Raw genomic sequence first — 13,153 nt, forward strand, 5'->3', positions numbered from 1 at the left:
TGCCCACCATCCTGCGCAACCAGACCTCCGGCGGCGCCGTGATGCTGGTGGCCACGATCGCTGCCCTGTTGTGGGCCAACCTCGCCTCGTCCAGCTACCAGCGCCTCTCGCACCATGAGGTCGCCGGACTGTCGGTGGCCCACTGGGCCGCCGACGGCATCCTCACCGTCTTCTTCTTCGTCGCCGGCATGGAACTCAAACGTGAATTCGTCGAAGGTTCCCTGTCCCGCCCGGCCGACGCCCTCGTCCCGATCGTGGCGGCCGTCTGCGGCATGGTCGTTCCGGCCGGCATCTACCTGCTCATCAACGGGCTGTCCGCGGCCGGGGACCCCGCCGGGTGGGCGATCCCCATGGCCACCGACATCGCCTTTGCGCTGGCCGTGCTGGCCGTGGTGGGGCGGGGGCTGCCGCTGGGAGTGCGAGCCTTCTTGCTCACCCTGGCCATCGTGGACGACCTGGGCGCCATCCTGGTGATCGCGGTCTTCTTCTCCGAGGGCATCAACCTGTTCTGGCTGGTCGCGGTGGCGGTGCTGCTCGCCGCCTGGTGGTTGCTGCAACGCTTCCGGGTGGTCCGCAGCGGTTGGTGGCTGCTGCCGATCGCTGTCGCCGCCTGGTGGTGCATGCTGCAGTCCGGCGTGCATGCCACCATCGCGGGCGTCGGCTTGGGACTGCTGGTGCGCACCGACGAGTACGACATGAACGACAACCTCGACCGCTGGTCCCACCGGGTGGAACCGTGGTCGGCATGGGTGGCGGTGCCGATCTTCGCGTTGTTCGCGGCGGGCGTGCCGGTCAGCCTCGGTTCATTGCAGGCGCTGGCCACCGAACCCGTTGCGCTCGGCATCATCGCCGGACTCGTCCTGGGCAAACCGATCGGCATCTTCGGCGGAGCGTGGCTGACGACCCGACTCACCCGGGCATCGCTTGCCGCCGGGGTGACCTGGGCCGACATCGTGGCAGTCGCTGCCCTGGCCGGCATCGGTTTCACGGTGTCGATGCTGGTCAGCGACCTGGCCTTCACCGACCAGGCGCTGGTCGACGAGGCCAAGACGGCGGTGCTGGCGGGTTCCCTGCTGGCGGCGGTCCTGGGCGCAATCCTGCTCATCGCGCGCGGCCGACGCCACCAAAGCGGACACGTGGCGGCGGTCACCGGATAGGGTTTGACCGTGGAGTCCCCACTCCCCAACCGAAGGAGACCTCCCGTGACCCAGCCGCAGTCCGGCCAGCCCACTGGATTCGAGCGCCCCGCCACCGAGGGTGCCGCCTACGTGAACACGGGGTACGGCGCCCACCACGACCAGACCGCGGCTGCCCCCGGCATCACACCCCAATTGGGTGACATTGTCGCCAACCTCAAGGTCGACGGCACCCGGATGGTGCAGGACAACATTGCCCTGGCCAAGGCTGAGATCACCCCGATCGCCGTCAAGGGCGGCATCGCCGGGGGGCTCGCCGCGGGCGCCGTGTACTTCGTGCTGGCCGCGCTGGGGCTGCTGTTCATGGCCGGCGGTTTCGCCTTCGGACGCATGTGGCAGGCCATCATCGGCAGCCTCAGCGTGCTGCCCGCCCTCGGTCTGGGTTTCGTCACCATGGCGATCGTGATGATCCTGGTGGCGGTGCTGCTGCTGCTCATCGCCAAGGTCAAGTTCGTCGACAAGATCAGCAAGCCCGAGGCCACCGTCGCCGAGTTCAAGGCCAGCATCGCGGCCCTCGGGGACTCGGTGAAGCGCGGCCAGCAGACCGTCGCGGTCAATGCCGCCGATCGGGCCAGCCTGCAGCAGGACAAGAAGGCCATCCGCGAGATCGACAAGCAGAACCGCAAGAACGGCTGAGCCCTCCGCTGCTCAGCGCAGCCGGCGGCCGCGCCAGAACCGTTCAGGCACGTCCACCAGCGCCTGCTGGTCCCAGTCGCGAGCCCATCCGCCAAGCGTCAACAACTGGTCGACCAGGTGGGCCGTGAAACCCCAGATCACCATGTCGTCGACGAGGAAGGCTGGGCCACTCCTGCCCTGCGGCAGTCTGGCCGAGCGGCGCACCTCGGCAGCGGCCAGTTGTTCGAGGGGGTAGCGAAGGATCTGGGCAACCTCCCCCGGTTCGGCCACCAGGGGCTGGTCGCCGTCCCAGACGCCGACCACGATCGTCGCGTTGAACGAGGCCACCAGGGTGCTGGACGGCAGCCGGCCCAGCAGTTCCACCGACTCCGCCGCGATGCCGATCTCCTCGGCGGCCTCCCGCACGGCGGCCTCCTCCGGTCCCAGGTCCCCGGGGTCGATGCGTCCGCCGGGAAACGAGATCTGGCCCGGATGGCTGCGCAGGTGAGCGGCCCGCTCGGTGAACAGCAGGTCGGAGGGCTCCTGCGTGGAGAACAGCGCCAGGATGGCCGAGGGCCGCGACGGTGCCGGGAAGGCCAGGGCGGAACGGTCGATGATCGGCACCGGGCCGCCGAGCGGGTCCAGGTTCTCGATCAGCTGGTCGAACCGGCTCACGCGTCCACGCCCAGCAGGTCCCGCAGATAGCCGTCGAGTTCGGCCTCTGAGGTGAACGGGCCGGAGTGGGCACCCACGACCTTGCCACCGGCGTCGACGAAGATGGTGTGCGGCAGTCCCGGAACCCGCAGCGGCGGTTCGGAGGTCGCCTTCTCGGGGTCGGACAGCTGGGGGTAGGTCCACCCAGCCAGCTTCGCGAACTCGATGGCCCGCTCGGGTTGGGGGTCGGCGGTGTCGATGCCCAGGAAGTTGACCGTCCCGGCCGTCCGGCGGCTGACCGACGCCAGGTAAGGGGCCTCCTCACGGCATGGGCCGCACCACTGCGCCCACAGGTTGATCACCATCGGACGCCCCTTCGGCAGACCGGACAAGGTCGACTGGCTTCCGGTGTCCAAGCACTGCAGGGTCAGGTTCGGCAGTCCATCGGCGACAGGCGCGATGGTGGCCGGGGCCGACGGGCAGGGGTCCAGGTTGGCGGCCGCATAGGCCTGCTGCAGGGCGGCATCCACCACCGGCTCGGTGGGTGACTCCGGGCCGGTGGCACAGCCGGTGGTCAGCAGCAGCGCCACCACCGCGGCGGCCAGTCGGTTCCTCATCCGCGGGGCTCCCGGACGAGCGCGGCGGCTTCCGCGGGGTCGGTCGGACCGGCACCGAAGGACGGGCACAGCGTGGCCAGCGGGCAGGCTCCACAGGCCGGACGCCGGGCGTGGCACCGGCGCCGGCCGTGCCAGATCACCCGGTGGCACACCATCACCCAGTCGGACGGGTCGAACAACTCCCCCACCGCGGCCTCGACGACATCCGGCTTGGCCGACGTGGTCCAGCCGAGTCGTCCCGAGACCCGGATCAGGTGGGTGTCGGGGGTGATGCCGGGGATGCCGAACGCGTTGCCAAGCACCACGTTCGCGGTCTTGCGGCCCACCCCCGGCAGGGTGACCAGTTCGGTCAGGCTGCTGGGCACCCGACCGTCGAACCGGTCGACCAGGGCGACGCCAATGCCCTGCAGTGCGGCCGCCTTGTTGCGGAAGAAACCGGTGGGCCGGATGATGTCCTCCAGTTCGGAGGGGTCGGCGGTGGCGTAGGCGTGCGCGTCGGGGTAGGCAGCGAACAGCGTCGGGGTGACGGCATTGACGCGCCGGTCGGTGGACTGGGCCGACAGCACGGTGGCCACCAGCAGTTGCAGCGGGTCGGCGAAGTCGAGTTCGCAGCGCGCCTGCGGATAGCACTCGGCGAGCAGGTCATTGACCCGCGCCGCCTGCTCGCGCGCGGCCGCAGTGGTCGGCAACGTCGGCGGAAGCTTCGAACCAGGCACGCTGGCCAGTCTAGGCCAGCCGCACAGCACTCGCCGTGCGCCGATGCGGGTGGCCGACGTCGGCAGCACGTCGGCCATTCGATATTCTGCGAGGAACCGGGTGCCGTGGCGCACCCGACAATTTCCAGCGGAGGACACCGTGGTCACCATCCCCAACACCCAGCACGTGCCCTTCTTCGCCGGGTTGTCGGAATCCTCCCGCGATCGGGTGCTCAACCTGGCCACCGAGGTTCGGGCACACCGCGGCGAGCAGCTGTTCCACACCGGCGACCCGGCCCGGCAGAGCTACCTGCTGCTGACGGGCAAGGTGAAGCTGAGCCGTTCGGCCAAGCACCAGCCGAGCCCGCCGCCGGCACGCCTCGGGGAACGTGCCCACAAACGCGTCGCCAAGCCGCAGGTGCGGGAATCACTGTTGTGGGTGATGGGGCCCGGGGACATGTTCGGCGAGCTGTCCGTCTTCGACCAGGGCACCCGGTCGTCGACGGCGACGGCGGTGACGGCCGCCACGATGCTGCGCTTCGAGGGCGGCCAGTTGGCGGCGCTGGTGGGCCAGCACCAGGATGTCGCGCTGTCGATGCTGCACGTCCTGGCGACACGGCTGCGCCGTAGCGACGACCACACCACCGGCATGGTCCTGTCCGACGTCTCGGGACGCGTCGCGTGGCTGCTGATGCACCTGTTGACCCGGTTCGGGCCGGATTCCGACCCGGGCACCGACAATCCGAGTTGGGTGCGCCACGACCTCACCCAGACCGAACTGTCACAAATCGTCGGCGCCTCCCGCGAGACGGTGAACAAGGTGCTCACCGACTTCGAGAGTCGCGGTGTCATCGAGGTGCGCCCGCGTGAGTTCCGGGTGTTGCAGCCGCAGCGCTTGCTCGCCCGCATGGAGTGACCGGCGAGCAGCGCTGCTCCAGCTCTCAGACCTGGACGACCAGTTCGATCTCGACGGGCACGTCCAGCGGCAGCACCGCCACCCCGACCGCCGAACGCACGTGGGCACCGGCCTCGCCGAAGACCTCACCCAGCAGGTCGGAGGCACCGTTGGCGACCGCCGGCTGACCCGTGAAACCGGGGGCCGAGGCGACGAAGACGGTGACCTTGAGCACGCGAGTGATGGCGTCGAGACCGCCGGCCACGTCGGCCGCGGCAGCCAACGCATTGAGCATCGCCACCCGAGCAGCCTGGTGGGCCTGCTCGGGGCTGACCTCGGCGCCCACCTTGCCAACCACCACGGGGGTGCCGTTGACCGACGGGAGCTGCCCCGAGGTCCAGACCTGGTCGCCGACGCGGGTGGCCGGCACGTAGGTCGCGACCGGCACCGCCACCGCCGGCAGGCTGAGCCCGAGCGCCGTGAGGCGCTCCGTTGGCCTCACTGGCCGGAGGCGTTCTGCAGGGGGCGCTTGAAGTAGCCGACGAGGCTCTCGGGGTTGGGTCCGGGGACGATCTGGACGAGCTCCCAGCCGTCGCGGCCGAAGTTGTTCAAGATCTGCGTCGAGACGTGGGTCAGGATCGGTGCAGTGAAGTACTCCCATGTGGTCATGGCGACAGCCTAGCGAGGTGTGCGCTGTCGTGATTGGTGAGCGGGCGCGTTGGAACTGCGTCGGTCAGTGCCCCGCAGCGTGATGCCCGAAATGTTGGACCCTTCCCGTAATCTGAACCCCATGAAGCGAACCCGGGTCAACAAGGTCTACGCCTTGGGAATGTTCTTCGCGGTCAGCGTCCTGTGTGGGGTGCTGACCGCCGGGCTTGCTGTGCCCTTCGTCGCCATGCTGGGTGGGGTGAGCAAGGCCGGCGCCGACAGCCTGGACCAGCTTCCCGCCTCCCTGGAGGTGCCACCGCAGGCAGAGCAGTCCCGCATCCTGATGGCCGACGGCTCGGTGCTCGGCACGTTCTACGACCAGAACCGGGTCTACGTCCCGCTGCGGAGCATTCACAACAACATGCAGTGGGCGCAGCTGTCCATTGAGGACCACCGCTTCTACGAGCACGGCGCCTTCGACCCGACCGGCACCATTCGCGCCCTGGTGCGCAACACTGCCGGGTCGTCCACCCAGGGCGGTTCCACCATCACCCAGCAGTACGTCAAGCAGGTGCTGATCAATGACGCCGAGCTCAACAATGACCCCGAGGGCGTGCTGCGGGCCACCGAGGAGTCGATTGCTCGCAAGGTGCGCGAGCTGCGCTACGCCATTGCCCTGGAGAAGCGCCTGTCGAAGAAGGACATCCTCGAGCGCTACCTCAACATCGCCTACTACGGCGACGGTGCCTACGGCGTCGAGGCGGCCGCCAAGCACTTCTTCAATGCCACCGCGGCGACCCTGACCCTGGACCAGGCAGCGATGCTCGCCGGTCTGGTGCAGAACCCCAACCTGACCAACCCGCGGTTGAACCCCGGTGCCGCCGTCGCCCGACGCAATGTCGTGCTGAACCGGATGGCCGAGTTGGGCTACGTCACCCCGGAGCAGGCCGCTGCCGCCCGCGAGGTGCCATTCAACCCCAGCAAGATCCAACCGCAGCCCAACGGGTGCCTCTACTCGGAGTTCCCCTTCATCTGTGACTACGTGCGCCGCACCCTGGTCAGTGACCAGATGCCGAGCCTGGGGGCGAGCGCGGCTGAACGCGAGAACCTGCTCAAGCGGGGCGGCCTGACCATCCAGACGCTGATCGATCCCCGCACCCAGCGGGCCGCCGAGTCGGCCATCAGCAGCCTGATCATGCCCACCGACCCGGCCATCGGCTCCTCGGTGATCATCCAACCGAGTACCGGCCTGATCGTCGCCATGGCGCAGTCGCGACCCGACATGGGCACCGGCGCCGGGGAGACGTTCCTGAACTACAACGTCGAAAAGGCCTACGGTGACGCCATGGGCTTCCAGGCCGGCTCCACGTTCAAGGCCTACGCCATCGCGGCAGCGCTGGAGTCGGGGATGACCCCCGAACAGAAGTACGTCGCCAAGGGCCGCATCCAGTTCAAGGGCGAGACCTTCAAGAACTGTGAGGGCAGCTTCACCTTCAACCAGGACTACACCGTGTCCAACTCGGTGTCCGGTTACGACGGTCGCACGATCAACATGATCCAGGCGGCCCAGGGCTCGGTCAACACCTACTTCCTGCAGCTCGAACAGCAGGTCGGCATCTGCGCGGTCACCGAGATGGCCCAGCGCACCGGCGCCAAGCTCGCCAGCGGTGAACACATGAACACCCAGGGCAGCAACCCCTCGTTCGTGCTCGGCTCGGCCGAGGTCACCCCGTTGTCGATCGCCGAGTCCTACGCCACCTTCGCCAACCGCGGGGTGCACTGCAACCCGCTGATCCTCAAGTCGGTGGTGAACAAGGCCGGCAAGGAGTTCGCGGTGCCGCCCAGCTCCTGCAAGAAGGTGATGGAGCCCGAGGTCGCCGACGGCGTCAACTACGTGCTGAGCAAGGTGATGGAGCGTCCCGGAACCGGTGTCCGGGCCGCTGTCCCCGGCGGGTGGAACCAGGCCGGCAAGACCGGCACCACCGACAGCAACGAGGCCGTCTGGTTCGCCGGCTACACCCCCGAGATGGCCGGCATCGCGATGATCTCGGTCGAGAAGGGTGCCGCCTACTGGAAGGACCGTCGCCAGTCCCTGAAGAACTGGGTGGTGCCGTCCACCGGCAACCGACTCGAAGGGTCGGGCTCGGGTGACGCCGGCCAGATCTACAAGGTCGCCATGGCCGAGGCCCTCAAGGGCAAGCCGAACACCGACTTCACGGCCCCGTCCAAGACCATCCTCGAGGGCAAGAAGGTGCCGGTGCCCAGCACCCGCGGCATGACCCTGTCCGAGGCCAAGCGCACCCTGGAGGCGGCCGGCTTCAACACCGTCACCTGGCGTCGGGCCTCGAGTTACCGCGAAGGGACCTTCCTGGGCGCGACCCCGGGCGGGAACCAGCCGATCGGGGCGACGATCTACCTGCAGGTGTCCTCAGGGCCGGCAGAGACCAAGGAGCCGGAAACCAAGGCGCCGGAGACCAAGGCGCCCACCACCAAGGCGCCCGCCACCACCAAGGCGCCGACGACGAAGGCGCCCACCACCACGGCACCGGCGACCACGAAGCCCGGGGGCAAGCCGACGGCCCCGCCGACCAAGCCGAAGCGGTGAGCGTCGCCCGGGCACTCGCCCAGGGACTCGCCGGCCTGGCCGGTCTGGGGGTGGGCGTGTGGGGCTATGCCCTGGTGGAGGCCAAGCAGTACACGTTGCGGCGCGTGGACGTGCCGGTGCTGCGGCCCGACAGCGCGCCCCTGACGATCCTGCACCTCAGCGACATCCACCTGGTCGCCTCCCAGCGCGACAAGCTGGCGTGGATTTCCGCGCTGGCCGACCTGGCACCCGACCTGGTCATCAACACTGGTGACAACATCACCTCCGCCGAGGCGATCGACCCGCTGCTGGAGGCCTTTGACGGTCTGCTGGACGTGCCCGGCGCCTTCGTCTTCGGGTCGAACGACTACATCTCGGCAGGGTTCAAGAATCCGCTGAAGTACCTCACCCGCCCCTCTTCCGGGCCGGGTGGGTCCGCGCTCGACGACCCGACCCGGGCATTGCCCTGGCCTCGGCTGCGCGACGGGTTCACCCGACGCGGGTGGGTCGACCTGACCCACCACAAGCAACTGCTGCAGGTCGGCGAGCACACCCTCGAACTGCGCGGCACCGATGACGCCCACCTGGGACGCGACCGGTACGCGGAGGTGGCTGGGCCCGTCGACGAGCAGGCCGAGGTGTCCCTGGGTGTCACCCACGCGCCCTACCTGCGGCTGCTGGACGCGATGACCCGCGACGGGCTCGACCTGATCATTGCGGGTCACACCCACGGCGGCCAGGTCTGCCTGCCCACCGGCGCGCTGGTCACCAACTGTGATCTGGACCGTGCCCGGGCCAAGGGCCTGAGCAGCCACAGCTGCGGGCCGCGGTCCAGCGCCCTGCACGTCTCGGCGGGCCTGGGCACCTCCCCGTTCACCCCGTACCGCCTGTTCTGCAAACCCGAGGCCACCCTGATGAGGCTGGTCCCCCGAGCCTGAGGGCAGCACTGGTCCGGTCACCGGGGGCGTTTGGCGCCAGCGGCTCGGGTTGGGATACACTCAACCTCGGTCAACTTCGGATGACCATCGGGGTGTGGCGCAGCTTGGTAGCGCGCGTCGTTCGGGACGACGAGGCCGCAGGTTCAAATCCTGTCACCCCGACCCGGTGCACAAGCCCGAACCCGCCTCGCGTGGGTTCGGGCTTGTGTCGTCCCGGCACCGATTCCACGTTCTGACGAAGCGCATTTGCGTGCTCGTTCTGCGCCTCGGTCCCCCATTGCGTCATTGCTTCGGGCTGCTACTTTTGAGTCGTTCCCTCAACGGAATGGCCCACCCCCAGGGGTGGAACTCGATGGAGGCGGGCAATGACACCAGATCGCGATCCCTTCGGCCGTGACCGGTCCGAACGGCTGACCGACCACGAGACGGCAGAGCGCATGCTCGCCACCGGGGTGCGCCGGGTGCAGGACGAGGGACTGCGCATCAGCTTCGACCTGCTGCGCTTCGAGGAACTCATCGTCGAGGCCTCAGTGGCGCGCAGCGCGGTCTACCGGCGCTGGCCCACCAAGCACCACTACTACGCCGACCTGCTGCGGCGGCTCGCGGCCCACCAGTTCCCGGCGGCCGCGGCCTACCGCGACGCCAGTGTGGCGTTCATCCAGGAGCATGTCGACTGGATCCGCGTCGGCATGGCCACCCAAGAGGGACGCCGCCAGATCGCGGTCGAGATCTGCCGGGTACTGGCCCAGCGCACCTTTGAGTTGCTGACCTCCTCGCCCAACTGGAAGGTGTACCTGACCCTGACCGCGACGGTCGCCACCCTGCCAACCGAGGGTTCCTTGCAGACCGACCTGCGGACGTCCCTGCGCCAGGCCGAGGCGGAGTTCTTCACCGAGATGGCCGAGATCTACGAGATGTTCATGACGGCGCTGGGACATCGGCTGCGCCCGGACCTGCCGGCGGGGGTCTCCATGCAGGCCATCGCGCGCATCGGACTCTCGATCCTGGAGGGGTTGAGTCTGCACGACATCACCACTCCCGATGCCACCGGCTCGTGGAGGGGTAGCCCCTTCGACGCCGGAGAGGTCACCGACTGGACCCCGGCCAGCATTGGTTTCGCCAGCGCCATGACCTCCGTGTTCGAGATCGACCCCGACCAGGGCGGCGACTGGAACGAGCAAGTGATCGACGATCGCTGTCAGGTGCTCGAGGAGATGACCCGGAAGTTCCGCCAGTGACGCAGTCCACCGAGCCCAGCCTCTACGAGCGCATGGGTGGCCATGACACGTTCGCCCGGATCGCCCAGGTCTTCTACCAAGGGGTGGCCACCGACCCGGTGCTCAGACCGATGTACCCCGAGCAGGACCTGACTGCGGCCGAGGAACGCTTCCGACTGTTCCTGCAGCAGTACTGGGGCGGACCGAGCACCTACTCCGAGAACCGCGGCCACCCCCGCCTGCGGATGCGCCACGCCCCCTTCCCCGTCACCGCCCAGGCCCGGGACCACTGGCTGCGCCACGTGCTGGCCGGTGTCGACGCCGTGGCCCTGGAGCCAGAACTGGACGCCCTGCTGCGCGACTACCTGTACCGGGCGGCCCATTCGCTGGTGAACACCGACGACCGTGGACCAGCGATGGGTTCTGGCGGCAACCTGCCGCTCACCTGAGCGGTGCCACGGCAGTCCGACCTGGTCCACGCCACGCCTCCCACCACCGTCGTGGACTTGGCCCAGGACGCGCCTCGACCGCCTGCGGGTACCCTTTCACTGACCGCCCGTCGCTAGCATGGACGAGGATGGGCGACTGCCGCGTCGCCGAGCAACTGCGAAAGGAGTGAGCGTGGGCCTGTTCGACAAGATGGAGAAGTCCATCGAGGGTGCCGTCAACGGCGTCTTCGCCCGCGCCTTCAAGGGCGACGTCCAACCGGTGGAGATCGCCGCACGACTCCAGCGCGAACTCGACTCCGAGGCCAAGCTGCTGACCCGTGACAAGCGGCTGGTTCCCAATGCGTTCGTGGTGGGGCTCTCGCAGCGCGACTACGAGCGCCTGGTGCCCTATGCCAAGACCCTGAACGCCGAGATCGTGCCCGAACTGCGTGACCATGCCGCCGAGCGGCGCTACGTCTTCAACGGCCCCATCGTGATCGACTACGAGCTCGACGAGACCCTGCCGACCGGACGCTTCACCGTCACCTCCAGCGCCGCGGCCGGCGTCGAGGGCGCCACCGGGTCACCAGTGCCCATGCGCCACCGCCGCTCCCCCCTGGTCCTGGAGGTCAACGGGGTGCGTCATCCCCTGACCGCACCGGGGCTGCTGATCGGTCGGGGCTCCGAGGCCGACCTGCGCATCAACGACCCCGGCATCAGCCGCAAGCACGCCATGATCCACGTCTCCGGCGAGGGCCAGAACCTGCAGATCCACATCGAAGACCTCGGCAGCACCAATGGCATCACCGTCAACGGCACCAAGTGCCGCGAGGCGACCATCAGCGATGGCACCCGTCTCGAGATCGGCACGACGCGGATGCTGGTGCACTCCCCGGCGGGGTCATAGCTTGAGTGAGTTGATCGTCGGGGCGCTGAAGATCGCCTTCCTGGCCATGATGTGGGCGTTCATCCTGTTTGCCGCCAACATCATCCGCACCGACATGTTCGGACGCCAGGTCGCCACTGCCCCGACCGAGGCTGCCCTGGCGCACCCCGGCAGGCCCCGCAAACGGCGCCACTCCCGGCATTCCCCCACCGCACTGGTGGTCATCGAGGGTCGCCAGGCCGGCCTGAGCATTCCCCTGGCCGGGGTCGTGGGACTCGGCCGTGCCGCCGACTCGGCGCTCAACATTGACGACGACTACGCCTCGACCCGTCACGCCCAGATCACCATGGACGACCAGGGCGAGTGGTGGCTGGAAGACCTCAACTCGACCAACGGCACCAGCGTGAACACCGTCCGGGTCAACGCTCCCACCAAGGTGCAGACGGGTGACACCATTCGCATCGGTCGCACCGTGATGAAGCTGGAGCGCCCATGAGCTTCAGCCTCGACCTGCGGTCGCACTCCGAGACCGGTCCGCTGCGCAAGAACAACCAGGACTCCGGGTTCGCCTCACCCAACCTGCTGGTGGTCGCCGACGGCATGGGCGGGGCCGCCGCTGGCGACCTGGCCAGCACGGTCGCCATCAGCTTCGTCGAGCGGGTCGACGAGCGCCGCACCGGCGACGAGATGGTCGTGGTGCTGGCCGCAGCGGTCGCCCGCGCAAATGACAAGCTCGCTGACCTGGTCGCCGCCGACCACTCCCTGGACGGCATGGGCACCACCGTCACCGCCGCCATGTTCTCGGGCGAACAACTCGGCTTCGTCCACATTGGGGACTCCCGCGCCTACCTCTACCGCGACGGGGTCCTGGAGCACATCACCACCGACCACTCCTGGGTCATGTCGCTGGTGAAGGAGGGCAAGATCACGCCGGAGGAGGCCGAGACCCACCCCCACCGGAACCTGTTGCTCAAGGTGCTCAACGGGCAGCCCACCCACGCCCCCGACACCTTCGTGTTCGACCTCGCCCGCGGCGACCGGCTGCTGTTCTGCAGCGACGGCCTGTGCGGCTTCGCGACCGACGCCACCATCGAGAGCCATCTGCGCACACCGGACCTGGACGAGGTGATGGACGGTCTGGTGAAGGCTGCCTACGCCGGCGGCGGCGCGGACAACATCACCATCATCCTGGCCGATGTCGTCGACCAGGACGACGACCTGGACGCTGCCCCCGCGACGGTGATCGGTGCCGCCGTCGACACCCGTATCCCCGACGTCCCCGAGGCCGGCATCGACCTCGGTGACGACGAGGCGACGCTGGACGACAACGGCGACCGGGTGCCCAGGGCCCCCGCACCGGTGGTGATCGACCCCGAACAGATGGAGTCGATCCGCTACGCCCCCGAACTGGTCAAACCCCGTCGGTGGCTCGCACCAGTGCTCAGCACCGTCCTGATCCTGTTGGCGATCCTCGGCATCGGTGTCGGTGGCGCCGCCTACGCCCGGTCCCAGTACTACGTCGGCGCCAGCGGCGAGGACGTGACCATCTACAACGGCGTCCCGGGTCAACTGCTGGGCGTGAAGTTCCAGCGCATCGCCGAGACCACTGACGTCAAGGTCGGCGACCTGCCCGAGTTCTACCAACAAAAGGTGCGCGACAGCATTGGCGCCTCGGACCTGTCGGCGGCCCGTTCGACGGTCTCCGAACTGCGGGTGCTGGCCAATGCCTGCAAGGCCAAGCGCGCCATGCCCACCCACAGGCCGCACACCCACGGCCAGT

15 protein-coding genes and 1 tRNA gene are annotated in these 13,153 nt (G+C 68.6%); 11 read left to right on the forward strand and 5 right to left on the reverse strand.

All coding sequences use genetic code 11. The annotated features are described in order from the left end of the window. A partial coding sequence (nhaA, locus tag IPV09_RS13350) for a Na+/H+ antiporter NhaA (protein ID WP_207475758.1) occupies nt 1–1,157 on the forward strand: 1,157 nt, incomplete at its 5' end. Nucleotides 1,158–1,202: 45 nt separating this feature from the next. Beyond that, on the forward strand, nt 1,203–1,832 hold the full coding sequence (locus tag IPV09_RS13355; protein WP_207475759.1) for a phage holin family protein: 630 nt from the start codon (nt 1,203–1,205) through the stop codon (nt 1,830–1,832). Between the two features lie 12 nt (nt 1,833–1,844). Here the strand turns inward: IPV09_RS13355 and IPV09_RS13360 are convergent, their stop codons facing one another. From IPV09_RS13360 to nth, 3 genes are read right to left on the reverse strand one after another with little or no spacing between them, the layout of a single operon-like run. After that, a complete protein-coding gene (locus IPV09_RS13360; RefSeq protein ID WP_207475760.1) occupies nt 1,845–2,486 on the reverse strand; it encodes a CoA pyrophosphatase in 642 nt (213 codons plus the stop codon). Continuing rightward, nucleotides 2,483–3,082 carry a TlpA disulfide reductase family protein gene (locus IPV09_RS13365; RefSeq protein WP_207475761.1) on the reverse strand — a complete coding sequence of 200 codons (600 nt, stop codon included), beginning with the start codon at nt 3,080–3,082 and terminating at the stop codon, nt 2,483–2,485. The genes IPV09_RS13360 and IPV09_RS13365 overlap by 4 nt, the downstream gene beginning before the upstream one ends. Beyond that, nucleotides 3,079–3,798, reverse strand: coding sequence for an endonuclease III (nth, locus tag IPV09_RS13370; protein ID WP_370590333.1), 720 nt, complete (start codon nt 3,796–3,798; stop codon nt 3,079–3,081). The genes IPV09_RS13365 and nth overlap by 4 nt, the downstream gene beginning before the upstream one ends. Before the next feature lie 139 nt (nt 3,799–3,937). Between nth and IPV09_RS13375 the strand changes: the two genes are divergently transcribed. Beyond that, nucleotides 3,938–4,693 (forward strand): Crp/Fnr family transcriptional regulator, encoded by a 756-nt coding sequence (locus tag IPV09_RS13375; RefSeq protein ID WP_370590334.1) that lies wholly within the window; start codon nt 3,938–3,940, stop codon nt 4,691–4,693. 25 nt (nt 4,694–4,718) lie between these two features. Here the strand turns inward: IPV09_RS13375 and IPV09_RS13380 are convergent, their stop codons facing one another. Both IPV09_RS13380 and IPV09_RS13385 read right to left on the reverse strand, forming a co-directional pair. Continuing rightward, nucleotides 4,719–5,174 (reverse strand): RidA family protein, encoded by a 456-nt coding sequence (locus IPV09_RS13380; RefSeq protein WP_207475764.1) that lies wholly within the window; start codon nt 5,172–5,174, stop codon nt 4,719–4,721. Beyond that, nucleotides 5,171–5,341: a DUF4177 domain-containing protein gene (locus IPV09_RS13385; RefSeq protein WP_207475765.1), complete on the reverse strand. Its 171-nt coding sequence runs from the start codon at nt 5,339–5,341 to the stop codon at nt 5,171–5,173. Before IPV09_RS13385 ends, IPV09_RS13380 begins: the two co-directional genes overlap by 4 nt. A 121-nt stretch (nt 5,342–5,462) precedes the next feature. On the opposite strand from IPV09_RS13385, the gene IPV09_RS13390 reads away from it, so the two are divergent. The 8 genes from IPV09_RS13390 to IPV09_RS13425 form a co-directional block, all read left to right on the forward strand. Continuing rightward, nucleotides 5,463–7,925: a transglycosylase domain-containing protein gene (locus IPV09_RS13390; RefSeq protein WP_207475766.1), complete on the forward strand. Its 2,463-nt coding sequence runs from the start codon at nt 5,463–5,465 to the stop codon at nt 7,923–7,925. Beyond that, complete coding sequence (locus IPV09_RS13395) at nt 7,922–8,842, forward strand: metallophosphoesterase (RefSeq protein WP_370590335.1); 921 nt, start codon at nt 7,922–7,924, stop codon at nt 8,840–8,842. The genes IPV09_RS13390 and IPV09_RS13395 overlap by 4 nt, the downstream gene beginning before the upstream one ends. Nucleotides 8,843–8,930: 88 nt before the next feature. Further along, nucleotides 8,931–9,004, forward strand: a tRNA-Pro gene (locus IPV09_RS13400). A 203-nt stretch (nt 9,005–9,207) separates the two neighbouring features. Beyond that, the gene (locus tag IPV09_RS13405) at nt 9,208–10,080 is read left to right on the forward strand and encodes a hypothetical protein (protein ID WP_207475767.1); all 873 of its coding nucleotides are present in this window, start codon (nt 9,208–9,210) and stop codon (nt 10,078–10,080) included. After that, a complete protein-coding gene (locus IPV09_RS13410; RefSeq protein WP_370590336.1) occupies nt 10,077–10,508 on the forward strand; it encodes a globin in 432 nt (143 codons plus the stop codon). The genes IPV09_RS13405 and IPV09_RS13410 overlap by 4 nt, the downstream gene beginning before the upstream one ends. A 172-nt stretch (nt 10,509–10,680) precedes the next feature. After that, nucleotides 10,681–11,394, forward strand: coding sequence for a DUF3662 and FHA domain-containing protein (locus IPV09_RS13415; protein ID WP_207475768.1), 714 nt, complete (start codon nt 10,681–10,683; stop codon nt 11,392–11,394). A gap of 1 nt (nt 11,395) precedes the next feature. Beyond that, complete coding sequence (locus IPV09_RS13420) at nt 11,396–11,869, forward strand: FHA domain-containing protein (RefSeq protein WP_304650747.1); 474 nt, start codon at nt 11,396–11,398, stop codon at nt 11,867–11,869. Further along, on the forward strand, nt 11,866–13,153 hold a 1,288-nt coding region (locus IPV09_RS13425; protein WP_207475770.1), incomplete at its 3' end, for a PP2C family serine/threonine-protein phosphatase. The genes IPV09_RS13420 and IPV09_RS13425, both read left to right, overlap by 4 nt.

It is taken from the genome of Tessaracoccus sp. SD287, assembly GCF_017355265.1.
Lineage (GTDB): Bacteria > Actinomycetota > Actinomycetes > Propionibacteriales > Propionibacteriaceae > Aestuariimicrobium.

Bases quoted from the DNA above. Each gene is read 5' to 3' on its own strand.
- IPV09_RS13365 (WP_207475761.1), bottom strand. From the start codon at position 3,082: ATGAGGAACCGACTGGCCGCCGCGGTGGTGGCGCTGCTGCTGACCACC.
- IPV09_RS13385 (WP_207475765.1), bottom strand. From the start codon at position 5,341: ATGACCACATGGGAGTACTTCACTGCACCGATCCTGACCCACGTCTCG.
- IPV09_RS13405 (WP_207475767.1), top strand. From the start codon at position 9,208: ATGACACCAGATCGCGATCCCTTCGGCCGTGACCGGTCCGAACGGCTG.
- IPV09_RS13390 (WP_207475766.1), top strand. From the start codon at position 5,463: ATGAAGCGAACCCGGGTCAACAAGGTCTACGCCTTGGGAATGTTCTTC.